Source organism: Arthrobacter sp. Alg241-R88 (assembly GCF_900537115.1).
Taxonomy (GTDB): domain Bacteria; phylum Actinomycetota; class Actinomycetes; order Actinomycetales; family Micrococcaceae; genus Arthrobacter.
In genome coordinates this window covers 59,399-80,724 of sequence record NZ_UNRG01000009.1, presented here as the reverse complement: position 1 = coordinate 80,724, position 21,326 = coordinate 59,399, and the positions used below count along the sequence as shown (strand labels likewise).

The window sequence follows — 21,326 nt, the reverse complement described above, 5'->3', positions numbered from 1 at the left end:
AATTTCCGGAAATTTCCGGAACGCGCTCAGCGTAGGCTTAGGCAGCAGGTGGCGTCAAGGGTGGCGCAAAGGCTTACCGTGCGCGTCAGCCGTTGCGGGGCGTCGTGGTGCTCTCCCTGACCACAAGCCTGGTGGAGAGTTCCACGCGGGGGCTTTCAACGCCCTCCCCCTGGAGCATCCGAAGCACGGTGCGCGCGGCGAGTTTGCCCATCTCCGCCAGCGGCTGCCGGACGGTGGTCAGCGGAGGAGACGCCCAGCGTGCTTCAGGAAGGTCGTCAAACCCAACCACGCTGATGTCCTCGGGCACCCGCAGCCCCTTCTTTCGCACTGCCTCATAGACTCCGAGGGCCATCTGGTCGCTCGCGGCGAAAACGGCAGACGGCGGGTGGGGCAGCTCGAGCAACGTGCACCCGACACGGAAGCCGGACTGGTAGTCGAAGTCCCCCTCCACCACCAGGTCGGGATCGAAGGAAATCCCCGCTGCGTCAAGGCCCGCGCGGTAGCCGTCCAGCCGGGCCCTGCTGCACCACAGGCCAGGGGTGCCGGCAACAAATCCGATCCGCCTGTGCCCCATTCCAGTGAGGTGCTCAGTGGCGCCGACCGCTCCGGTCCAGTTGGTGGCACCTATCGTGGGCACGTCCAGGTCCGGTACGCCGGCGGGGTCGACGACGACTGCTGGAACGTGCAGGCGCTGCAGTTCGGCCCGCAGGAAGGAATCGAGGTCGGTGGTGACAAGGATGGCACCGTCACTTGCCCTGGCACTGACGTTGTCCAGCCACTGCCGGGTGGAGGTGGGACTTGTTTTGCGGTGGATCGCGGACACCACAGTGGAGGCCCCCGCTTCGTTGGCGGCTTCCTCCACCCCACGGATGATTTCCACCGCCCAGGGGCTGTCCAGATCGTTGAAAACGAGGTCGATAAGGCCTGACCGGACTTCCGGACGTGTCCCCCGCCGCTGGTAGCCGTGGTCCCGCAGCAGGGCTTCCACCCGCTCGCGGGTCCGTGCCGAAACATCGCCCCTGCCGTTGAGCACGCGGGAAACTGTTGGCACTGACACCCCCGCTTCGGCAGCAATAGCCGAAATCGTGACTGCCGGGCGCTGGCTCTCGGGCACGCATTCCTCCTGGGTCGCTGCCAGTATAGGCCTTCCTGCCGCACCGCCCGCCACGGCTTTTTCGGCAAAACCCTTGACGCGCTCTCCCAAACGCTCCTAATCTACAACAACCAACTTCCGGAAGTTTCCGGAAAGGTCCGATCGGAATCAGGTTCCCAATCGGCTCGTACTCAAAGGAGAGCTCTTAATGAAGGTTGCACAAATGGTTGCTGCCGCTGTCATGGCGTCAGCGTTTGTCCTCCCCACGGCACTGCCCGCAGTTGCCGACGGGAATGACAAGCCGCAGCCCCCGGGCCTTGCCAAGCAGGACACCCTGCGCTGGGCCGCCCCAAAGGACGTCCGGATTGGCACGGCAGTTGCCGGCGGCGGCCACCACGAGACGATGCCCTATGCCAACCCTTTCACTTCAGACCAGCAGTACCGTGAGGTACTGGCTGCAGAGTTCAGTTCGGTTTCGCCGGAGAACCAGGCGAAGTGGGAGTTCATCCACCCCCAGCGCGATCAGTACCGCTTCGCCGAGATGGACGCCATCGTCGAGTTTGCCCAGCAGAACGGCCAGGTGGTCCGCGGCCACACGCTGTTCTGGCACAGCCAGAACCCGGCCTGGCTGGAGCAGGGCAACTTCAGCAAGGACGAACTGCGCTCCATTCTGAAGGACCACATCACCACCGTTGTTGGCCGGTACGCAGGCAAGATCCAGCAGTGGGATGTCGCCAACGAGATCTTCAATGACAACGGCACCCTCCGGACCACGGACAACATCTGGATCCGTGAACTTGGTCCCGAGATCATCGCTGACGCCTTCCGCTGGACGCACGAAGCCGACCCGAAGGCCAAGCTCTTCTTCAACGACTACGGCGTGGAAAGCATCAACCCCAAGAGCACGGCCTACGTCGGACTCATCTCGAAGCTCCTGTCCCAGGGCGTCAAAGTGGACGGCTTCGCCGTGCAGGGCCACCTCAGCACGCAGTACGGTTTCCCCGGCGACCTGCAGGCGAACCTTCAGCGCTTCGATGACCTCGGACTGGAAACCGCTGTCACGGAGATCGATGTCCGCATGAACATCGCGGCAGGGACCAAGCCGACCCCAGCGCAGCTGGCCAAGCAGGCGGACTACTACCAGCGCGCACTGGAGGCCTGCCTGAACGTTGAGGACTGCAAGTCCTTCACCATCTGGGGCTTCAACGACAAGTACTCCTGGGTGCCGGTCTTCTTCAGCGGCCAGGGCGAGGCAACGGTGATGTGGGAGGACTACACGCGCAAGCCTTCCTACGACGCACTGCAGTCCACGCTCCTCAAGGCCAACCCGGGCGGTGAGCAGCGCGCCGGCCACCACCCCGCCTACCAGCAGTAACACCGCCGGCAGTTACACATAAGAATGCGGCCCGGAACCACATGGTTCCGGGCCGCATTGTCGGTTCCTGCCACTAGCCCTTCACAGCACGGATCCGGAAGGCGAGGGAATGTGACTCACCTGGTTCAAGGGCAGCAAGGTCCTGGCCGGAATTGAAGGCATCGGGCGGGCAGGTCATGGGCTCAACGGCCAAGCCCTTCCGGCCGCGCAGCTCTCCCGAGTAGAGCTGCAGCCAGGGCGCGTCGGTTCCGCTGGCTTCCACCACCGCGGAAAGGTTGAGGGCGGGGCTGTGCAGCGTGACGTTCCAGTCCCCTCGGGGGAGGTCCGTAAAAGCGTGATCGAGCGACTGTGAACCCAGCATGCGGGCCTCGGAGAATTCAAAGTCCGTGCCTTCAGTGTCCAGGAGCCCGGCGGGCTGGAGCTTGTGGTCAGTCAGGAGGACTTTGCCGGCCCGGAAGCTCAATTCGCAGTTGTCCACGTCCTCGCCGCCCACCGTGATGTAAGGGTGCGAGCCGCAGCCGTAAGGGGCAACTGCCGTCCCACAGTTGACGGCCTGAAGCTCCACCTGGAGCCCCGTGCCCGCGTCCAGTGCGTAGCGCACGGAGAGCGCGAGCTGGAACGGGTAGCCAGGTTCTCCGTGCAGGAGATGGGAGAGTGCCACTTCGCTCTCCGAGCGCCGCGCCACCTGCCAGGCATTCCACAGCGCAAGCCCATGCAGGGCGCTGCCGGTAGAGGCCTCGTTTACCGGCAGCTCATAGCGCTGGCCGGCGAAGGTGTAGGCGCCGCCGGCCACCCGGTTGGGCCAGGGCATCAGCACCTTCCCCGCATAGGCTGGCGGCAGTTCGCACCCGGGAAAGGGCAGCACAATATCATGGCCCTGGAATGACAGGCTGACGAGTCCGGCTCCCACGCTGGTGACAGTTGCCTTATAGTCCCCCGCCTCCAGGATGATCAGCTCTCCGTTGGGCCCCGCATTGGACATGGTGTTCCTTTCAGGAAGATACTGCCCACGAATCAGTCGGGGCAGATTGCAGTACTTTGGCGGACAACAAGGGATGTTGCCAGGTCAAGGCGCAGGTTGTTGGGCCGCTCACCTTCCCGGAGCCGCAGGACCATGCGTGCCGCCTCTTCAGCCATTTCTATCAGGGGCTGGTGCACGGTGGTCAGTGCGGGGCTGGACCAGCGTGCCACCTGGAGGTCGTCATACCCCACGATGGACAGCTGGGCCGGGACGGAAATTCCCAGCTGGCGGGCTGCGTCCAGCACACCGAGCGCCTGGAGGTCACTCCCGGCGAAGATGGCGGTAGGCCGCTGCTCCCTTTGCAGCAGCTCAAGGGCGTGTTTCCGGCCGCCGTCCACGTGGAAGTCACCGTATCTGATGAGCGTCCGGTCGATGGGGATGCCCGCGGTGTTCAGGGCGGAGCTGTACCCGTCAATCCGGGCGAGGGAGCACATCATGTCCTCAGGACCGGAGATGGCGGCAATACGGGTGTGGCCAAGTTCGATGAGGTGCCGGGTTGCCATCATGCCCCCGGCCCAGTTGGCCGAACCAACCGAAGGCACATCGGGGGCAGGGTCACCCGCCGGGTCTATGATCACGAACGGGATGGATCGGGCGTCCAGTTGCTGCCGGTACTCCTGCGGCAGGTCGGAAAAGACGAGTACCACCCCGGCGGGCCGGCGGGCCATTACCCCTTCGATCCAGTCCGTTCCGGGAGCATGCCTGGTGCCGCTCTCGGTGAGGATGACGCTCATGCCGTTGGCCTTTGCGACGTTCTCTACACCGCGGATGATTTCCAGGGCCCAAGCACTCTCAAGTTCATGGAACACAAGTTCCAGGAGGGCCGATTTAGAGGCGGTGGTCTTCCGCCGCTTATAGCCGTGCTCCTCGAGGAGTTCCTCAACTTTCGAACGGGTTTTACGAGAAACATCAGAGCGCCCGTTGAGAACCTTCGAAATTGTGGACAACGATACGCCAGCCTCCTCTGCCAACTGAGCGAGGGTAACGCGCGAGTCTGAGGATACTGGGCTGGACATGACCCCAGCATAGCGGGAGTTTCGGGCGGGGATATCAAAAAAACGCGCGCCTTGCGCCCTCGGTGTAACGCAACTTACACTTGCAAACGTCAAATAACTTTCGATCAAAGTATCGAAACTTTCGAGAGGCGTTCGAAGATGAACAACCATGGATGGGTCGCCCGCACTATTGCAGGCGGTGCGGCACTTGCCCTTGGCCTGACAATGGCAGGCTGCTCCGGCGGGTCCGGCGCGTCAAGCCGGCCCGAGAATGAACTCCACGTCGCGATGTACGGCGACGCAGGCAACGTAGTTGAACAGAAGATGATCGACGCCTTCAACGCCACCTCCGAGGTTAAGATCGTCCTCGACAAGATTCCGGGTGCCGAATACCAGTCCAAGCTGCAGACGATCATGGACACCCCCACCGCCCCGGATATCTTCTTCAACTGGGGCGGCGGCAGCATCAAGAGCTTCGTGGACGCCGACCTGGTGCTTCCACTGGACGACTTCATTAAGGAAGATCCGCAGCTGAAGGATGCTTTCCTGCCGTCTGTGTTTGAAACTGCGGTTATCGACGGCAAGTCGTACGGGGTTCCCATGCGGGGAACCCAGCCGGTCATGCTTTTCAACAACTCCAAGGTCCTGGCTGACGCCGGCATCAGCAACCCGCCGGCCACCTGGGAGGAACTGCTCGAGGACGTCAAGATCCTCAAGGACAAGGGCATCACCCCCATCGCCCTGGGCGCCGGCGACCGGTGGCCCACGCTGATGTGGTTTGAGTACCTTTACGACCGCGTCGCAGGCGAGGGCCTGTTCCAGAAAGCGCTGGAAGGTGACAGCAGCGTCTGGGAATCCGAAGAAAGCCGCAAAGCGCTTGGGATGCTCCGCGAACTGGTGGATGCAGGGGCCTTCGGCACCAACTTCGACTCCGTGAAGTTCACCGACGGCGGTTCGCCTGCCCTTCTTGCCAGCGGCAAGGCCGGTTTTGAGCTTATGGGTTCGTGGGAGTACTCCACGCAGCAGAGCAATGATGCGGCGTTCGCCGCGGATGTCCTCGGCTACAGCGAGTTCCCGAAGATCGAGGGTGGAAAAGGCGACGAGGACAACCTCGTGGGCAACACAAACAACTTCTACTCCATCCACAAGAACACCCGCTATCCGGAAGCCGCCCGGGACTTCCTGAAGCTCATGTACTCGGACCAGTTCGTGCAGGAACAGGTGGCCATCGGCAACCTGCCCACCACCACGAACACGGAAAAGTTCCTCGACAAGGCTGCAGACCCCGAGTACGCCAAGTACCAGTTCAGCCTGGTGAAGGAAGCGCCGTCGTTCCAGCTTTCCTGGGACCAGGCGTACCCGCCGGAGGCAACTGTCACCATCCTCACCGCCGTCTCCCAATTCTTCAGCGGACAGATTGATGAAGACGGCTTCATCAAGGCCATGCAGAGCCTTTAGGAAAAATCATGACGACGACGCTTGCAAACCGCAGGCGCCCGGCACGTGCGGGCGGCCCTGAAAAGGGCCGTCCCACACGCCGGGGCGGCTCCACCTCGAGCCGCCCCGGCTTTGTCTGGGCCCTTCCTGCCACCATCTTCTTTGGGCTTTTCGCGCTGGTGCCGCTTGTTGCCGTAGCGGTGCTGTCCTTCACTACGTGGAGCGGCCTCGGCGATCCCAAATTCGTGGGGCTCAAGAACTGGGAGGCTCTTTTTGAGGACCCGGTGATGCTCCAGAGCCTCTGGCTGAGCCTGCTGTTTATAGCGCTCGGCATCATCACCCAGACTCCGCTGAGCATCCTGCTGGGCGTCTGGGCAGCCGGGAACCAGAAAAACCGCGCCATCCTGAGCGCCATCTACTTCGTTCCGCTGCTGTTGTCCTCGGCGGCAATTTCCGTCCTGTGGCGCGCACTCCTTGACCCCAACTTCGGCCTCCCCGGCCAGTTGTCCTGGCTGTTTGGGGACGGCAACGTCCTCGGCACCCAGACCGGCGCCATTGCCGTGCTGATCTTTGTGGGCATGTGGCAGTTCACGCCGTTCCACACCCTGATCTACCAGGGTGCCGCCCGCCAGATCCCCCCGGTCCTGTACCAGGCTGCATCGATCGACGGCGCCGGCACCGTCAGGCAGTTCTTCAGCATCACGCTGCCGCAGCTTAAGAACAGCATCATCACGTCGGTGATCCTTATGGTGGTCGGCGGCCTGACGACTTTTGAAACAGTCCTCATCCTGACCAACGGCGGACCGGGTACCGGCACCACCATCACCGCTTTCCACATGTACCAGGAAGCCTTCCGCAGGTTCGATTTCGGCACCGGCAGCGCGATTGCGCTGGTCCTCGTGGTCATCTCCACGGCGATCTCCTTCGCTGTGGTCCGCGTTTCCGGGTACGACAAGATGCGCAGTTCCATGGAGGGGCTCTAAATGAAAACGCGTCCGAACTACCTCGCCGGCGTCGGAGCCTTCATCTGGCTGGCCATCGTTGCTGTTCCGCTGTACGTCATGCTGTCCGCCACCTTCCAGACGCGGGCCGAGTTTGGCGACAACGGGCCCCTGTCCTTCCCCACCAGCTTCACCCTGCAGAACTATGTGGATGCCATCAGCAGCGGATTCGGCAGGTACTTCCTCAACACCGTTATCGTCACCCTGGGTGTGGTGGGCCTCGTCCTGCTGCTGGTACCTCCGCTGAGCTATGCCATTGTGCGCAGCCAAAGCCGTGCCGCAACGGCCATCTTCCGCCTGTTCCTGCTGGGCCTGGCGATTCCCGCCCAGGCTGTCATCGTTCCGGTGTTCTACCTGATCAACACGGTAGGCCTCTATGACAACCTGCTCGGCGTCATTCTTCCGACGGCGGCCTTCGCCCTCCCGATCTGCACGATCATCCTCAGCGGCACCATGCGGGACATCACTCCCGAGCTTTACGAGGCCATGGCCATGGACGGCGCCTCCCCCGCCCGTTCCTTCCTCCGCCTGGTGCTGCCGTTGTCCAAGGGCGGTTTGTCCACCATCGCCGTGTTCTCGGCACTGCAGGCCTGGAACGGCTTCCTCTTCCCGCTGATCCTGACGCAGTCTGAATCCACCCGTGTGGTCACGCTCGGCCTGTTCAACTTCCAGACGCAGTTCGGCATCAACATCCCCGGACTCCTGGCGGCCGTGACCCTTTCCATGGTGCCGGTACTGCTCGCCTACCTCTTCGCGCGCCGCGCGCTTGTCCAGGGCCTCATGGGCGCTGGCGGAAAGTAATCATGACAGAAACCACAATTCACAGCGCGCCCTGGCGCGACACCGCGTCCACCCCGCAGGAGCGCGCCGACAGCCTGATCGCAGCCATGACGCTTCGGGAGAAAACCGCGCAGCTCTTCGGCATCTGGGTAGGTGCTTCCACCGAGGGCGGCGAAGTAGCCCCCCACCAGAATGAGATGAACCCGGCGGTGGACCTCGATGAGATCCTGCCGAACGGCCTCGGACAGCTCACCAGGCCGTTCGGCACCGCCCCCGTGGATCCGGCGTTGGGCGCCCTGTCGCTTCAGCGCACCCAGCAGCGCATTGCCGCCGCCAACCGCTTCGGCATCCCGGCTTTGGTCCATGAAGAATGCCTGGCGGGCTTCGCCGCCTGGCAGGCCACCGCCTACCCCGTGCCGCTGGCATGGGGCGCCACCTTCAACGCTGAACTCATCCGTACGATGGGTGCCTCGATCGGAGCCGACATGCGCTCCGTCGGCGTGCACCAGGGCCTTGCCCCCGTCCTTGATGTGGTCCGCGATGCCCGCTGGGGCCGCGTGGAGGAAACCATCGGCGAGGACCCGTACCTGATCGGAACCTTGGCCACCGCCTACATCCAGGGTTTGGAAAGCAGCGGCATCGTCGCCACGCTTAAGCACTTCGTTGGCTACTCGGCCTCAAAGGCAGGCCGCAACCTTGCCCCCGTCTCCGTTGGCGCCCGCGAGCTGGCAGACGTCCTGCTTCCGCCCTTCGAGATGGCCGTCCGGGAGTCGGGCGTACGCTCCGTGATGCATGCCTACACCGACCTGGACGGTGTCCCCTCCGCCGCCGACGCTTCCCTGCTCACTGACCTGCTGCGCGACACGTGGGGCTTTGACGGCACTGTGGTCGCTGACTACTTCGGCGTCGCCTTCCTGAAAAACCTGCACGGCGTCGCCGGGTCCCTGGGCGAAGCCGCAGCAGCCGCCCTGGCCGCGGGGGTCGACGTCGAACTTCCCACCATGCACGCCTTCGGTGAGCACCTTTTGGCCGAGGTTGAAGCCGGGCGCGTTCCCGTCAGCCTCATCAACCGTGCCCTGCGCCGGGTGCTCGTGCAGAAAATCGAGCTGGGCCTGCTGGATGAGGACTGGTCGGCGGTTCCCCCTGCCTTGCAGGACACCGATTTGCAGAACAGTGCCGGGCTGGAGGGCAGCGTCACCCTTGACACCACGGCCAACCGGAAGCTCGCCGCCCGGATTGCCGAAGAGTCGATTGTCCTGGCCAGCAACAACGGCATCCTGCCCCTGCACAACCCCGGCCGCATCGCCGTCGTCGGGCCCAACGCCGACAACACCGCGGCTTTCCTCGGCTGCTACTCCTTCCCGGCACACGTCGGCGGGCAGCACCCGGACGTTCCGGTTGGCATCGAACTGCCCACCGTGGCGCAGGCCCTGCGGGCCGAATTCCCGGACAGCCCCATCACGGTGGCGGCCGGCTGCTCCATTGATGGCCTGTCCACCGAGGGATTTGACGACGCCGTTGCTGCCGCCAGCGAGGCCGCCGTGGTCATCGCGGTGATGGGTGACCGCGCCGGCCTGTTCGGCCGGGGAACCAGCGGTGAAGGCTGCGACGTGGAATCCCTGGTGCTCCCGGGCGTCCAGCAGCAACTGCTGGACCGGTTGATCGAAACCGGAGTCCCCGTGGTGGTGGTGCTCCTCACCGGCCGCCCCTACGCTGTGGGATCCGCCGTCGAAAACGCCGCCGCAATCGTGCAGGCATTCTTCCCCGGCGAGGAAGGCGGGCCGGCCGTGGCGAAGGTCCTCAGCGGCAGCGTCAACCCCAGCGGCCGCCTGCCGGTAAGCATTCCCGCCCGGCCAGGTGCCCAGCCTTCGTCATACCTGGCTTCTCCGCTGGCCCAGGCCAGCGGCGTTTCCAACATCGATCCTGCCGCCGCCTACCCCTTCGGCCACGGCCTGAGCTACACCACGTTCGAATGGAGCGGCCTGGAACTGGACGGACCCTCGACCGTTGCGGTGGATGGTGCGGCGAACGCCAGCATCATGGTCACGAACACCGGTGACCGGGCCGGCGTCGAGCTTGTCCAGCTGTACCTGCACGATCCGGTGGCCTCAGTGGTCCGCCCCGTGCAGAAACTGGTGGGGTATGCCCGCGTGCCGCTTGAGGCGAAAGCGTCTGCGAGGGTTTCCTTCATGGTGCCCGCCGATGTCGCATCGTTTACGGGCCGCGATGGCAAGCGGATCGTCGAGGCCGGCGATGTGGAACTCCGCTTCGGGGCTTCCAGCGGGGATATCCGCCTGCGGGCCGGGTTCCAGCTGACGGGTGAGACACGCATCGTTGACCACACCCGCCGGCTGCACTGCGATGTCACGGTGACACCAGGCAACTGAGACAAGAGGCAGGCGGCCGTGCCCTTGGTACGGCCGCCTGCAACCCCGAAAGGAATTCCCATGGGATCGCCGCACTGCCTGACCGTCCTTGCCACAACCAGATCCGAGGTTGACGACAAGCTGAACGTCTCCATCCAACAGCTCCGGGCGCTGGCCCAGGAAAACCCCCTACGGGGCATCCTCGTGACCAGGCGCGGCCCGGGCAGCTTCACCGTCGAACTCAGCGATCAGGTGCCCTATGGGGAGACGTGGGAGTCCGTGCAGTTCACAGCCGTTGACGGCGAGGGCCCGGTTTCCAGCCGGGAAAGGTAGCTGAACAAGGCGTTGATCCCGAAGGTCCAGGGCTCCAGGTCTTCGGTGTTCTGCGTCCGGTTGATCAGCGTCCCGAGCTGTGGGCTGCTGATGGTGACGACGTCGCCGGGCTTGTGTGTGAAGCCGAGCCCTTCGGCATCGCGGTCCTGGGTTGGAGCGAACAGCGTTCCGGTGAAGAGGGCGAAACCGTCGGGGTACTGGTGGTGCCGGCCGTGGGCTGCTGCCATGAGTTCCTCGAAGGGGCGGCTGATGCGGGCCAGGCTGCTGCGGCCCTCCAGGCGGTAGCCGTCCATGCCTTCCACGGTGAGGGTGATGTCCTCGTTCCGCAGCGAGTCCAGGTTGAAGTCCTGGTGGAAGAGGCGGATCAGCGGACCGATGGCGCACGAAGCATTATTGTCCTTGGCCATACCGAGGAGGAGTGCGCTGCGGCCCTCCACGTCCCGCAGGTTGACGTCGTTCCCCAAGGTTGCACCCCGAACCGTGCCGGCTGAGTCGGCAACGAGCACAAGTTCCGGCTCCGGGTTGTTCCACGAGGAGAAGCCGGGGATGCCGACGCCGGAACCGAAACCAACGGAGGAGAGGACCGGGGCTTTGGTGAAGACCTCCGGGTCAGGGCCCAGTCCCACTTCCAGGTACTGCGACCACATCCCCTGGCTGGACAACACCTTCTTGATCTCCCGCGCCTCTTCGGACCCGGGGCGCAGGGCATCCAGGCTGCCGCCCAGGGCCTCAGCCACGACTTTGCGGACTTCCGCCGCCCGGTTGGAATCACCCCCGCACCGTTCCTCGATGACCCGCTCGAGCATGCTCTCCACAAACGTGACCCCGCAGGCCTTGATGACCTGGAGGTCGATCGGGGACAGCAGGTGGGGCCGGTTCCGGTCCGCATCCAGCGAGGCTTCGCCTAAGTCCGCCAGGTTCCAGCGTGGACCGCCGGTTGCTTGCAGGACGAAGTCCACCGGGTTCCCGTGCTCCATCAGCCCGGCAACAGTGCGGACACTGGGGGTGAGGTCATGGACCTCGTCACCCCGCACACACACCACCCTTGGGCCACCGGAGGCCGGATCCCACACCCGGCCAACGAGGATCGCCTCTGCCGGGTCGGCCGGGAGGAAGTGCAGCGATGCCGTGGCAGTCATGCGCTGTCCGCGCTCACCGGGGCGGGTTGGAGGTTGAAGTAGGAGCGGGCGTCCGGCGGCCTGATGTCGGCCACGGCGTCGTTGAAGATCCTCATGGGATGCGGTGTGTACGGGTGCTCGGCGATGGCGTCGAAGTCCAGTTCGATGCCCAGGCCCACACCGTCAGGGATGAGGATGTCCCCTTCCTCCGTCAGCTGGAGACGCTCGTTGGAGATCTCACTCCGCCACGGGACGTCCGAAGCCATGATTTCCAGGTACCGGAAGTTGGGCAGCATGGCGCCCAGCTGCAGGGTGGCCGCAGTACTGAGGGGCCCGCTCGGGTTGTGCGGGGCGAACGGAATGTAATGCGCTGCAGCGAGCGTGGAAATAAATGACAGCTCCAGCAGGCCGCCGGCGTGCGTGACGTCCGGCTGGATATAGTCGACGGCGTTCCGTGCCAGGACGGGCACGAAGGTGTTCCGCCCGAACCAGCGCTCCCCGGCCGCGATCGGCACAGGCGATTTGGACCGGATCTCGATAAGCGAGTCGATTCCGTCCGGCGGGCATGGCTCCTCGAAGAACACCGGCTGGAACTGCTCGATTTCGCGCGCCACCCGGATGGCCGTGGGCACGTCGAACCGGCCGTGTCCTTCAATGAAGATCTCAACATCATCGCCCACGGCCTCCCGCACGGCGGCGACGGGCTCGAGCATCCGCCGCAAACCCCCCGGTTCGAGGGTCAGGTCCGCTGCCTCGAACGGATCCCACTTGAGTCCGCGGAAGCCCTGGGCAACTGTCTGAACAGCGGCTTCAGCGAAGTCCTCAGGGGTTTTGGCTCCGGAGAACCAGCCGTTGGCGTAGGCGCGGACCCGATCGCGGACCTGGCCGCCGAGCATGCGGTGCACAGGCACGCCCAGGGCGCGTGCCGAAACGTCCCACATCGCCATCTCGAGGGCGCTGAGAGCAGTCATGGTCACAGGCCCGCCACGCCAGTACGCGTCGCGGTTGAGTTCGTAAATGTTCTGCGCGATCCGGGTAGGGTCCTTGCCCCGGACCGCATCCGCAAGGACAGCGACGGCGCCCCGTACAGCGTGCTCCTGGCCCTCGAGGGTTGCCTCCGCGACGCCGGTGAGGCCGGAGTCCGTGTGCAGGCGGACGAAGATCAGGTTTGTCCGGTAAAAATCGACCACAACGGTGTCGAGGTTCGAGATGATCATCTTCGCCGAACTCACCCCTTGGCCTGGCCCGCGGGAGGGGCTGTGGAGTCGCGGACAATCAGCTGGGTGGCGAGTTCCACCCGGTGGGAATCGAGGACTTCTCCCCGCGCCTGGCGCAGGAGAGACCGTAACGCCGCGCGCCCCATCTCCTCCAGGGGCTGGGCTACGGAACTGAGCGCCGGGATGGATTCCTCGCCCTGTTTTGTTCCATCGAAGCCGATGAGGCTGATGTCTTCGGGAACCCGGATACCGTGGCGGCCTGCTTCCCCGAGGACACCCAGGGCGATGCTGTCACTTCCGGCAAAGATGGCCGTAGGACGCTGGTCGAGCTGAAGCAGCGCCTTGAGCCCGGTGATCCCGCTTTCGCGGCGGAATTTGCCGCCGGAAATAATGTACTGGGGCTCCACGGGTACGTCTTGCGCCATCAAAGCCGCCATATACCCATGCAGCCGCGCCTGGTTGCATTCAGCCCCCGGGATACCGCCAATGTAGGCGATACGCCGGTGTCCCAACTCGAGCAGGTGCTCTGTCGCGGCCTTGCCGCCAGCCCAGTTGGTCGCTCCTACGCTCACCACATCGGCTGAGGGCGGATTGAGCGGATCGATGACGACGACGGGGATGTGGCGGCGGCGGAACGCATGCAGCTGCGTCTCGCTGAAAGCGGACGTCACCACAATCATCCCCGCCCTGCCTTCGTCCATCATGCGCTGGGCGCGGCGCTCCGGGCCGCGGGGGCTCGAAGGCGCCGGACCCGTGACGCTCAACAAAACCTCAACATCGGCAGCCGCCGCGGACTGCAGTACCCCGTTGAGAACCTCGATCATGTAGGCGGAGTCAAGCACGTCAATGACCACCTCCACGACGTTCCCTGCCTCCGCAGTGGCACGGCGCTGCAGGGGCGACTGATACCCCGCCTGCTCCAAGGCGGCGAGTATTCGAGCCCGGGTTTCAGGCGCTACATCTTCACGCCCGTTGACCACCTTGGAAACGGTAGGCGCCGAGACACCGGCCTGCCGCGCCACGGACGCGAGCGTCGGCTTGGCCCGCTCCGGCATTTTGACTGCCATAGGTTCGCTACCTTTCGAAAAGTTTCGGAGGTTTCATTCTTCCCATGCCCCGGCTGGCGGTCAAGGGTGGGATTTCGGGCTTCCCAAGAAAGTCCGGGATAGCTCTTGACCTTCACCAGTTCGGCCCTTTAGTTTAGACCGTGACCTAAATCACGTGTTCGAAATGTTTCGAAACACCACCAAAGCTCACGCCCCAACATTTGCAAAGAAGCAATTTCAGATGGAGAAGCAATGAAGCAACCCCAGACCTCCCGCCGCTCTTTCCTCGCCCTTGCTGCCCTGACTCCCTTCGCCGCCATGACGGCCACTGCCTGTGGGACGTCGGGACCGGGCACCTCCAGTGCCGGCGGGGGTGCCAGCATGTGGTACCTGTCCGGGGAACCGAACCAGACCACCATGCAAAAGGCAGTGGACGCGTTTACTTCGGCAAACCCGGACAACAAGATCGAAGTGACGTACTTCCAGAACGATGCGTACAAAACCAAGATCAAGACCGCTATTGGCGCCGGCCAGGCCCCCACCATCATCTACGGCTGGGGCGGCGGCACGCTGAAGACCTACGCCGAGGCCGGCCAAGTGGACGACCTGACCGGCTGGTTTGATGAGAACCAGGACCTGAAGGAAAAGTTCTTCCCGGCCTCCTTCGGTGCAGCCACGGTGGACGGGAAGATTTATGCTCTGCCTAACCAGTACGTGGCCCCGATCGTCCTGTTCTACAACAAGGAACTGTTCGACAAGGCAGGCGTCCAGCCGCCGAAGACCTGGGACGACGTTATGTCCCTGGTGAAAACCTTCAACGACATGGGGGTGGCACCTTTCTCGCTTGGCGGACAGTCACGCTGGACGTCCATGATGTGGCTTGAATACCTGCTGGACCGTATCGGCGGCCCTGAAGTGTTCAATGCCATCTTCGAAGGAAAGCCCAATTCCTGGCTCGATCCCGCCGTCATCGAGACCGGCACCAAAATCCAGGAACTCGTCTCGGCGGAGGGTTTCATCAAGGGTTTCTCCTCGATCGCTGCGGACTCCAACGCAGACCAGGCGCTTCTGTTCACCGGCAAGGCAGCCATGATGCTGCATGGTTCGTGGACCTACGGTGCCATGAAGAAGGGCGGCCAGAACTTTGTCCAGGACGGCAAGCTGGGCTTCGTCCAGTTCCCCACCGTCGCCGGCGGCAAGGGCGACCCCAAGAACGGCGTGGGCAACCCTGCCCAGTACATGTCGATCTCCTCCAAAGCCACCGACGCGGAGAAAGAGACGGCAAAGAAGTTCTTCAAGGAAGGCATCCTGACCGAAACGGTGGTTGATACCTACATCAATTCCGGATCCGTTCCCATTGTTAACGGCATCGAGGACAAGCTCAACACCTCGCCGGACAAGGACTTCCTGAACTTCGTCTACGACCTGGCCAAGAACGCGCCGAGCTTCCAGCAGTCGTGGGACCAGGCCCTGAGCCCCACTGCCGCCGAAGCCCTGCTGAACAACATCGACCAGCTGTTCCTGAAGTCCATCACGCCGCAGCAGTTTGCCGAGAACATGAACGGCACCCTCGGAAAATGAGCAACGCCGTCTCCACCGCCCGTACGGCTGCCGCCCCCGCCACAACCGGCGGCGGGCACAACGGGCAGCGAAACAGTGCCCTCGCCTGGCTGACACTGCCGGCGTTGTTCTTCTTCCTGGTTTTCGCCGTTGTACCGCTGGCCGGTGTCCTCATCCTGAGCTTCACCAGCTGGGATGGCATCGGTGCCATCGGGGCAGCGGGCATGGGCAACTGGTTCTCCGTGCTGGCGGACCCGGGCCTGTACAACGCCTTGGGACTGACCTTCCTGATCATGATCGCCTCCTGGCTGGTCCAGACTCCGATCAGCCTCCTCCTGGGCGTTTTCACGGCGGGAAGCCAGCGCTACCGGGCCGCCCTGGCGGTGCTGTACTTCCTGCCCTTGCTGCTCTCCTCGGCAGCAGTGGCCATTGCCTTCAAGGCCCTGCTGGACCCCAACTTCGGTTTGGCAACGGGCCTGGGCCTGCCCTTCCTGGCCCAGGACTGGCTTGGCGTCCCGCACCTTGCCCTGGGTTTGGTGATCTTCGTGATTGCCTGGCAGTTCGTGCCGTTCCATACCCTCATCTACCAGGGCGGCGTGCGCCAGATTCCCAAGTCGCTCTACGAAGCGGCGGAGATCGACGGAGCGGGAACAATTAAGCAGTTCTTCCACATCACGCTCCCCCAGCTGAAATACACCATCATTACCTCGTCCACCCTGATGGTGGTCGGATCGCTGACGTACTTCGACCTGATCTTCGTCCTCACCGGCGGCGGTCCGGGAAACTCCACGCGGATCCTGGCCCTGGACATGTACCTGCGGGGTTTCCGGGCCAACCTCATGGGCCCGGCAAGCGTCATCGCCGTCATTCTCGTACTCATCGGCCTTGCTCTTGCCTTGTTCCTCCAGCGCCTTGGAGGCAAGGACAAGCAGGGCAGCCAATTGGAAGGTATGTAGGGTGAGCACCGCACTGAAAAGCAGCACGGAGGAAACTCCCACCGGTTCCCGGGCCAACTCCACCGCCGTCCAGCGGGGGCCCGGCTTCCGGATGAGGCGGCTGAACATCCCGGCAGGCCTTGGCGGCTGGATCTGGCTCGCCATCATCATCATCCCGGTCTACTACGTGGTCATCACCAGCCTGAAGACGCAGGAAGGCTACTTCGGCCAGAATCCGCTCGCTCTTCCCACGTCACCCACGCTGGAAAATTACCAGCTGGTTCTTGAGGCCGACTTCGCGAAGTACTTCATGAACAGCACCATCGTTACGCTCGGGGCCGTCATCCCGACGGTGCTGATTTCCTTCATGGCCGCGTTTGCCATCGTTCGGGGGAAGGGCAGGTTCCTCAAGCTGGTCAATGGCATGTTCCTGATGGGACTGGCGATCCCGCTCCAGGCAACGATCATCCCCATTTACCTGATGATTATCCGGCTCAACCTGTACGACACCCTGCTGGCACTCATGCTTCCCTCCATTGCCTTCGCCATCCCGCTGACGGTCCTGATCCTGTCCAATTTCATCCGCGATGTGCCGAACGAACTGTTCGAGTCGATGCGGCTGGACGGCTGCAGTGAATGGCAGACCATGTGGCGGCTTGCCCTGCCGCTGACCCGCCCTGCAATCGTGACCGTCGCCATCTACAACGGCCTTCACGTCTGGAACGGATTCCTGCTGCCGCTGGTCCTCACCCAGAGCCCCGGCCTGCGCGTCCTTCCCCTGGCTTTGTGGAACTTCCAGGGCGAGTACAGCGTCAACATCCCGGCCGTGCTCGCTTCGGTGGTGCTCAGCACGCTGCCGATCCTGGTGCTCTACGTAGTAGGCCGCCGGCAGCTGCTCAGCGGTCTCACCGCCGGCTTCAGCAAGTAACACCAGGAACTCTTAGAAAGGACAACTAACATGACCACCGCAAAGCCCCTGCGGGTCGGCATGGTCGGCTACGCCTTTATGGGTGCAGCCCACTCCCACGCCTGGCGCACGGCTCCACGGTTCTTTGACCTGCCGCTGCGGCCCCGGCTCACCGCGGTCGCCGGCAGGAATGGCGCCGGCGTGCGGGCCGCGGCAGACAAGCTCGGCTGGGAATCGGTCGAGACGGACTGGCGCCGCTTGATCGAACGCGACGACATCGACCTGATCGATATCTGCACCCCCGGCAACACCCACGCCGACATCGCGATCGCCGCACTGGAGGCCGGCAAGCACGTGCTGTGCGAGAAGCCGCTGGCGAACTCCGTCGAGGAAGCCGAACGGATGACACTGGCCGCGGAGACGGCCGCCAAACAGGGCATCTTTTCCATGTGCGGCTTCAGTTACCGCCGGACGCCGGCCTTGGCACTGGCTAAACGGTTCGTCGACGAGGGCAGGCTCGGCGACCTTCGGCACGTCAGGGCGCAGTATCTGCAGGACTGGCTCTCCGATGCCAATGCCCCCATGACGTGGCGGCTGGACAAGAGCACGTCAGGGTCCGGTTCCCTCGGCGACATCGGGGCGCACAGCATCGACGCTGCCCAGTGGGTTACCGGCCAGAACATCACCGGCGTCTCGGCGCTGCTGGAAACGTTTGTCCCTGAGCGTCCGCTTGCCGGTGACCTGGTGGGGCTGGGCGGCCATGGCGACATCAGCAGCGACGCGCCGCGCGGGAAGGTGACTGTAGACGACGCCGCCGTCTTCAGTGCAAAGTTCGACGGCGGCACTGCCGCCACAGGCGCGATCGGTGTCTTCGAAGCCACGCGCTACGCGCTGGGCAGGAAGAACGCGATGCGCCTGGAGCTGAACGGCACCAAGGGCTCCCTTGCCTTTGATTTCGAGGACATGAACGTCCTGTCCTTCTACGACGTGGCCGGGTCCCCGGATGCCGGCTTCCGGCGGATCTTCGTCACCGAACCCGAGCACCCGTACGTGGGCAACTGGTGGCCCACCGGCCACGGCCTGGGCTACGAGCACGGCTTCACCCACCAGGTAGTGGACCTCGTCACTGCGATCGGCGAGGGCCGCCAGCCGGAACCGTCCTTCGCGGACGCGCTGCAGGTCCAGCGGGTATTGGCTGCCGTGGAGGCCAGCGCCGCCAACTCCAGCCAGTGGCAAAAGGTTTAGGAACGTGACCGCAGGAGAAGGAACCCCCATGACACGACCAATTACGCTGTTTACCGGCCAGTGGGCCGACCTGCCCTTTGAGGAGGTGGCGCAGCTCGCCGGTGAGTGGGGCTTTGACGGGCTTGAGATTGCCTGCTGGGGCGACCACCTGGACCCGCGCCGTGCCGCGGAAGACGACAGCTACCTCCAGGGCCGGCTGGACATCCTGGAGAAGAACCATTTGAAGGTCTTCGCCATTGCCAACCACCTCACCGGCCAGGCTGTGTGTGACGATCCCATTGATGAACGCCACCAGGGCATCCTGTCCCCGGAAATCTGGGGCGACGGCGATCCCGAGGGGGTCCGCCAGCGGGCCGCCGAATCCATGAAGGACACGGCACGGGCTGCTGCCCGCCTCGGCGTCAAGACCGTCACAGGGTTCACGGGGTCCTCTATCTGGAAGGCCGTGGCGATGTTCCCGCCCGCCCCGGAGTCGATGATCGACGCCGGCTACCAGGACTTTGCGGACCGCTGGAACCCCATCCTGGACGTCTTTGACGAGGTGGGTGTCCGCTTCGCCCTCGAGGTGCACCCGTCCGAAATCGCCTATGACTACTGGACCGCCAAGCGCACCCTGGAAGCCATCGGGCACCGCAAGAGCTTCGGGCTGAACTTCGACCCGTCCCACTTCATCTGGCAGGACCTGGACCCGGTGATGTTCCTGCAGGACTTCGCAGAACACATCCTCCACGTGCATGTGAAGGAATCGGTCCGCCAGTTGGACGGCCGCAATGGCCGCCTTGGCTCCCACCTGGCCTGGGCTGATCCGCGCCGCGGCTGGGACTTCGTCACCGCGGGGCACGGCGACGTTCAGTGGAACCGCATCTTCAGGAGCCTGAACGCCATCGGCTACAGCGGGCCCACCAGCATCGAGTGGGAGGACGCAGGCATGGACCGGCTCGTCGGCGCACGGCAGGCACTGGCCATGGTCCGCGAACTCGCCCGGATCGCCCCGCCGGCTGCTGCCTTCGACGCAGCCTTCGCCAGCCGCTGACCCGACTCTGGCCGGCCCTGACGCGCCGGTCAACCAACCAAAGGAACCCACAATGACAGAACGCAAGAACGCCCTGGTGGTCCGTGGCGGCTGGGACGGCCACCAGCCCTACGAAGCCACCGAACTCTTCATTCCCTACCTCCAGGACAACGGCTACGACGTCCGCGTCGAGGAATCCCCCAAGGTGTATGCCGACGCCGACTACATGGCCGGGGTGGACCTGATCCTGCAGTGCATGACCATGAGCACCATCGAAAAGGATGAGTTCGCGGGGTTGCGGACAGCCGTGGAAAACGGCACGGGCCTGGCAGGCTGGCACGGCGGGATCGCGGACTCGTACCGGAACAACTCGGACTACCTGCACCTGATCGGCGGCCAGTTCGCCTGCCATCCAGGCAAGCACCCGGACGAACGCACCGGTGAACAGTCCGACAACTACGTGCCCTACACCGTGAACATGCTGCCCGCAGCCGCCGAGCACCCCGTCACCAAGGGCCTTCCCGACTTCGACCTCGTCACCGAACAGTACTGGGTGCTCTCGGACGACTACATCGACGTCCTGGCCACCACCACCCAGAAGGTCCGGGAGTGGGATCCCTGGAACCGGGAAGTCACCTCCCCCGCCATCTGGACCCGCCAATGGGGCAAAGGGCGCATCTTCGTCGCCACCCCGGGCCACCGCGTCGAAATCCTCCAGGACGCCAACGTCCGCACCATCATCGAAAGGGGCCTGCTGTGGGCAAGCCGTTGAAAGTAGGAATTGTCGGCTGCGGAGCCATCATCGCGCAGTACCTGGCGAGTTTCCGGAAGCTCGGGGACATCGAGCTTGTAGCGGTAGCGGACCTGGACCCGTCGCGGGCCCGGGCGGTAGCGGAGCAATACGAGGGTGTCCGTGCCGTTTCCGTCGAGGAGCTCCTCGCCGCGGACGACGTCGAACTGGTCCTGAATTTGACCATCCCCGCCGCGCACGCCGAGGTAGCGCTGAAGGCCATCGCCGCAGGCAAAAGCGTGTACGGCGAGAAACCCCTCGCCGCAACAACTGCCGAGGCACGCGAGGTGCTGGACGCAGCGCGCCAGGCAGGCGTCGTCGTTGGATGTGCGCCTGACACGGTACTTGGAACCGGCATCCAAACCGCCCGCAAAGCCATCGACGACGGGCTGATCGGCGCCCCCATTTCCGCCTCCGCCACCATGGTGACACCAGGGCACGAGCGCTGGCACCCAAATCCGGATTTCTACTATCAGCCCGGGGGCGGCCCCCTCTTGGACATGGGCCCCTATTACGTGACCGCCCTGGTAACCCTGCTGGGCCCGGTCGTCTCGGTGATGGGCGCAGCGAGCCACACCCGCAATGAACGAACCATCGGCTCCGGGCCCCGGCAGGGCGAAAAGGTGCCCGTTGCCATCGACTCGCACGTCACCGGCGTCCTGACCCACGCCTCGGGTGCGCTTTCCACCCTTTTGATGAGCTTCGACGCCGTAAAGTCCAAATCGCCGAACATCGAAATCCACGGTGAACGCGGATCGCTGGTGGTGCCGGACCCGAACCACTTTGATGGCGAAGTCCAGCTGTTCTCCCTGGGCGCCGACGGCTGGGAAACCCTCCCGGTGTCCGCGGGATACGTGGACTCCGGACGCGGCTTCGGCATCGCCGACCTCGCCTCCACCCCACAGGGCGCCGAGCCCCGGGCGGGAGGTACCCTGGCCTACCACGTTCTGGACGTTATGGAGTCAGTCCTCGAATCAGCGCACAGCGGTTCACCCGTGCGCATCACCAGCACGGTCGAACGGCCGGACACCGTGGAGTTAACGGTCCTGGCCGAGCGTGCGGACGTGCTCCAGACCCAGGAAGCTGTTTCCTAGC

General features: G+C 64.1%; 19 protein-coding genes. 13 read left to right on the top strand and 6 right to left on the bottom strand.

Features of this window, described 5'->3' with window-relative positions; all coding sequences use genetic code 11:
* Window positions 1-85: 85 nt before the first annotated feature.
* Complete coding sequence (locus G6R19_RS16900; protein WP_163167060.1) at window positions 86-1,114, bottom strand: LacI family DNA-binding transcriptional regulator; 1,029 nt, start codon at window positions 1,112-1,114, stop codon at window positions 86-88.
* 187 nt (window positions 1,115-1,301) lie between these two features.
* On the opposite strand from G6R19_RS16900, the gene G6R19_RS16895 reads away from it, so the two are divergent.
* On the top strand, window positions 1,302-2,468 hold the full coding sequence (locus tag G6R19_RS16895; protein WP_163167058.1) for an endo-1,4-beta-xylanase: 1,167 nt from the start codon (window positions 1,302-1,304) through the stop codon (window positions 2,466-2,468).
* Between the two features lie 73 nt (window positions 2,469-2,541).
* Here G6R19_RS16895 and G6R19_RS16890 read toward each other — a convergent pair whose 3' ends face one another.
* On the bottom strand, window positions 2,542-3,450 hold the full coding sequence (locus G6R19_RS16890; RefSeq protein WP_163167056.1) for an aldose-1-epimerase: 909 nt from the start codon (window positions 3,448-3,450) through the stop codon (window positions 2,542-2,544).
* A gap of 32 nt (window positions 3,451-3,482) precedes the next feature.
* Complete coding sequence (locus tag G6R19_RS16885) at window positions 3,483-4,505, bottom strand: LacI family DNA-binding transcriptional regulator (RefSeq protein ID WP_163167054.1); 1,023 nt, start codon at window positions 4,503-4,505, stop codon at window positions 3,483-3,485.
* 138 nt (window positions 4,506-4,643) lie between these two features.
* Here G6R19_RS16885 and G6R19_RS16880 point away from each other — a divergent pair, with 138 nt between their 5' ends.
* Genes G6R19_RS16880 through G6R19_RS16860 form a run of 5 tightly spaced genes read left to right on the top strand, consistent with a single transcriptional unit; the run spans window position 4,644 to window position 10,401 of the window.
* The gene (locus G6R19_RS16880) at window positions 4,644-5,942 is read left to right on the top strand and encodes an extracellular solute-binding protein (RefSeq protein WP_163167052.1); all 1,299 of its coding nucleotides are present in this window, start codon (window positions 4,644-4,646) and stop codon (window positions 5,940-5,942) included.
* Window positions 5,943-5,950: 8 nt separating this feature from the next.
* Complete coding sequence (locus tag G6R19_RS16875) at window positions 5,951-6,904, top strand: sugar ABC transporter permease (RefSeq protein ID WP_163167050.1); 954 nt, start codon at window positions 5,951-5,953, stop codon at window positions 6,902-6,904.
* Window positions 6,905-7,723 (top strand): carbohydrate ABC transporter permease, encoded by an 819-nt coding sequence (locus G6R19_RS16870; protein WP_163167048.1) that lies wholly within the window; start codon window positions 6,905-6,907, stop codon window positions 7,721-7,723.
* 2 nt (window positions 7,724-7,725) lie between these two features.
* On the top strand, window positions 7,726-10,089 hold the full coding sequence (locus G6R19_RS16865) for a glycoside hydrolase family 3 N-terminal domain-containing protein (protein ID WP_163167046.1): 2,364 nt from the start codon (window positions 7,726-7,728) through the stop codon (window positions 10,087-10,089).
* A 60-nt stretch (window positions 10,090-10,149) separates the two neighbouring features.
* Window positions 10,150-10,401, top strand: coding sequence for a hypothetical protein (locus tag G6R19_RS16860; protein WP_163167044.1), 252 nt, complete (start codon window positions 10,150-10,152; stop codon window positions 10,399-10,401).
* Here the strand turns inward: G6R19_RS16860 and G6R19_RS16855 are convergent.
* Genes G6R19_RS16855 through G6R19_RS16845 form a run of 3 tightly spaced genes read right to left on the bottom strand, consistent with a single transcriptional unit; the run spans window position 10,326 to window position 13,803 of the window.
* A complete protein-coding gene (locus G6R19_RS16855) occupies window positions 10,326-11,540 on the bottom strand; it encodes a fumarylacetoacetate hydrolase family protein (RefSeq protein ID WP_163167042.1) in 1,215 nt (404 codons plus the stop codon). The two genes, G6R19_RS16860 and G6R19_RS16855, sit on opposite strands and share 76 nt — an antisense overlap.
* Window positions 11,537-12,751: a mandelate racemase/muconate lactonizing enzyme family protein gene (locus G6R19_RS16850; protein ID WP_240341930.1), complete on the bottom strand. Its 1,215-nt coding sequence runs from the start codon at window positions 12,749-12,751 to the stop codon at window positions 11,537-11,539. Before G6R19_RS16850 ends, G6R19_RS16855 begins: the two co-directional genes overlap by 4 nt.
* A complete protein-coding gene (locus tag G6R19_RS16845) occupies window positions 12,748-13,803 on the bottom strand; it encodes a LacI family DNA-binding transcriptional regulator (protein WP_163167040.1) in 1,056 nt (351 codons plus the stop codon). Before G6R19_RS16845 ends, G6R19_RS16850 begins: the two co-directional genes overlap by 4 nt.
* A 231-nt stretch (window positions 13,804-14,034) precedes the next feature.
* On the opposite strand from G6R19_RS16845, the gene G6R19_RS16840 reads away from it, so the two are divergent.
* From G6R19_RS16840 to G6R19_RS16810, 7 genes are read left to right on the top strand one after another with little or no spacing between them, the layout of a single operon-like run.
* Window positions 14,035-15,363 (top strand): extracellular solute-binding protein, encoded by a 1,329-nt coding sequence (locus G6R19_RS16840; protein WP_163167038.1) that lies wholly within the window; start codon window positions 14,035-14,037, stop codon window positions 15,361-15,363.
* The gene (locus tag G6R19_RS16835) at window positions 15,360-16,298 is read left to right on the top strand and encodes a sugar ABC transporter permease (protein WP_163167036.1); all 939 of its coding nucleotides are present in this window, start codon (window positions 15,360-15,362) and stop codon (window positions 16,296-16,298) included. Before G6R19_RS16840 ends, G6R19_RS16835 begins: the two co-directional genes overlap by 4 nt.
* A gap of 1 nt (window position 16,299) precedes the next feature.
* Window positions 16,300-17,205: a carbohydrate ABC transporter permease gene (locus G6R19_RS16830; protein WP_163167034.1), complete on the top strand. Its 906-nt coding sequence runs from the start codon at window positions 16,300-16,302 to the stop codon at window positions 17,203-17,205.
* Between the two features lie 30 nt (window positions 17,206-17,235).
* Complete coding sequence (locus tag G6R19_RS16825) at window positions 17,236-18,429, top strand: Gfo/Idh/MocA family oxidoreductase (protein ID WP_163167032.1); 1,194 nt, start codon at window positions 17,236-17,238, stop codon at window positions 18,427-18,429.
* A 28-nt stretch (window positions 18,430-18,457) separates the two neighbouring features.
* Window positions 18,458-19,462 (top strand): sugar phosphate isomerase/epimerase, encoded by a 1,005-nt coding sequence (locus G6R19_RS16820; protein ID WP_163167030.1) that lies wholly within the window; start codon window positions 18,458-18,460, stop codon window positions 19,460-19,462.
* Between the two features lie 52 nt (window positions 19,463-19,514).
* Window positions 19,515-20,213: a ThuA domain-containing protein gene (locus tag G6R19_RS16815; RefSeq protein WP_163167029.1), complete on the top strand. Its 699-nt coding sequence runs from the start codon at window positions 19,515-19,517 to the stop codon at window positions 20,211-20,213.
* The gene (locus G6R19_RS16810) at window positions 20,198-21,325 is read left to right on the top strand and encodes a Gfo/Idh/MocA family oxidoreductase (RefSeq protein ID WP_163167027.1); all 1,128 of its coding nucleotides are present in this window, start codon (window positions 20,198-20,200) and stop codon (window positions 21,323-21,325) included. The genes G6R19_RS16815 and G6R19_RS16810 overlap by 16 nt, the downstream gene beginning before the upstream one ends.
* The last annotated feature ends 1 nt before the right edge of the window (window position 21,326 follow it).

What these genes read in the sequence shown, in the direction of transcription:
- G6R19_RS16895 (WP_163167058.1), top strand. Translation starts at nt 1,302, where the DNA reads ATGAAGGTTGCACAAATGGTTGCTGCCGCTGTCATGGCGTCAGCGTTT.
- G6R19_RS16890 (WP_163167056.1), bottom strand. Translation starts at nt 3,450, where the DNA reads ATGTCCAATGCGGGGCCCAACGGAGAGCTGATCATCCTGGAGGCGGGG.
- G6R19_RS16885 (WP_163167054.1), bottom strand. Translation starts at nt 4,505, where the DNA reads ATGTCCAGCCCAGTATCCTCAGACTCGCGCGTTACCCTCGCTCAGTTG.
- G6R19_RS16880 (WP_163167052.1), top strand. Translation starts at nt 4,644, where the DNA reads ATGAACAACCATGGATGGGTCGCCCGCACTATTGCAGGCGGTGCGGCA.
- G6R19_RS16875 (WP_163167050.1), top strand. Translation starts at nt 5,951, where the DNA reads ATGACGACGACGCTTGCAAACCGCAGGCGCCCGGCACGTGCGGGCGGC.
- G6R19_RS16870 (WP_163167048.1), top strand. Translation starts at nt 6,905, where the DNA reads ATGAAAACGCGTCCGAACTACCTCGCCGGCGTCGGAGCCTTCATCTGG.
- G6R19_RS16865 (WP_163167046.1), top strand. Translation starts at nt 7,726, where the DNA reads ATGACAGAAACCACAATTCACAGCGCGCCCTGGCGCGACACCGCGTCC.
- G6R19_RS16860 (WP_163167044.1), top strand. Translation starts at nt 10,150, where the DNA reads ATGGGATCGCCGCACTGCCTGACCGTCCTTGCCACAACCAGATCCGAG.
- G6R19_RS16855 (WP_163167042.1), bottom strand. Translation starts at nt 11,540, where the DNA reads ATGACTGCCACGGCATCGCTGCACTTCCTCCCGGCCGACCCGGCAGAG.
- G6R19_RS16845 (WP_163167040.1), bottom strand. Translation starts at nt 13,803, where the DNA reads ATGGCAGTCAAAATGCCGGAGCGGGCCAAGCCGACGCTCGCGTCCGTG.
- G6R19_RS16840 (WP_163167038.1), top strand. Translation starts at nt 14,035, where the DNA reads ATGAAGCAACCCCAGACCTCCCGCCGCTCTTTCCTCGCCCTTGCTGCC.
- G6R19_RS16835 (WP_163167036.1), top strand. Translation starts at nt 15,360, where the DNA reads ATGAGCAACGCCGTCTCCACCGCCCGTACGGCTGCCGCCCCCGCCACA.
- G6R19_RS16825 (WP_163167032.1), top strand. Translation starts at nt 17,236, where the DNA reads ATGACCACCGCAAAGCCCCTGCGGGTCGGCATGGTCGGCTACGCCTTT.
- G6R19_RS16820 (WP_163167030.1), top strand. Translation starts at nt 18,458, where the DNA reads ATGACACGACCAATTACGCTGTTTACCGGCCAGTGGGCCGACCTGCCC.
- G6R19_RS16815 (WP_163167029.1), top strand. Translation starts at nt 19,515, where the DNA reads ATGACAGAACGCAAGAACGCCCTGGTGGTCCGTGGCGGCTGGGACGGC.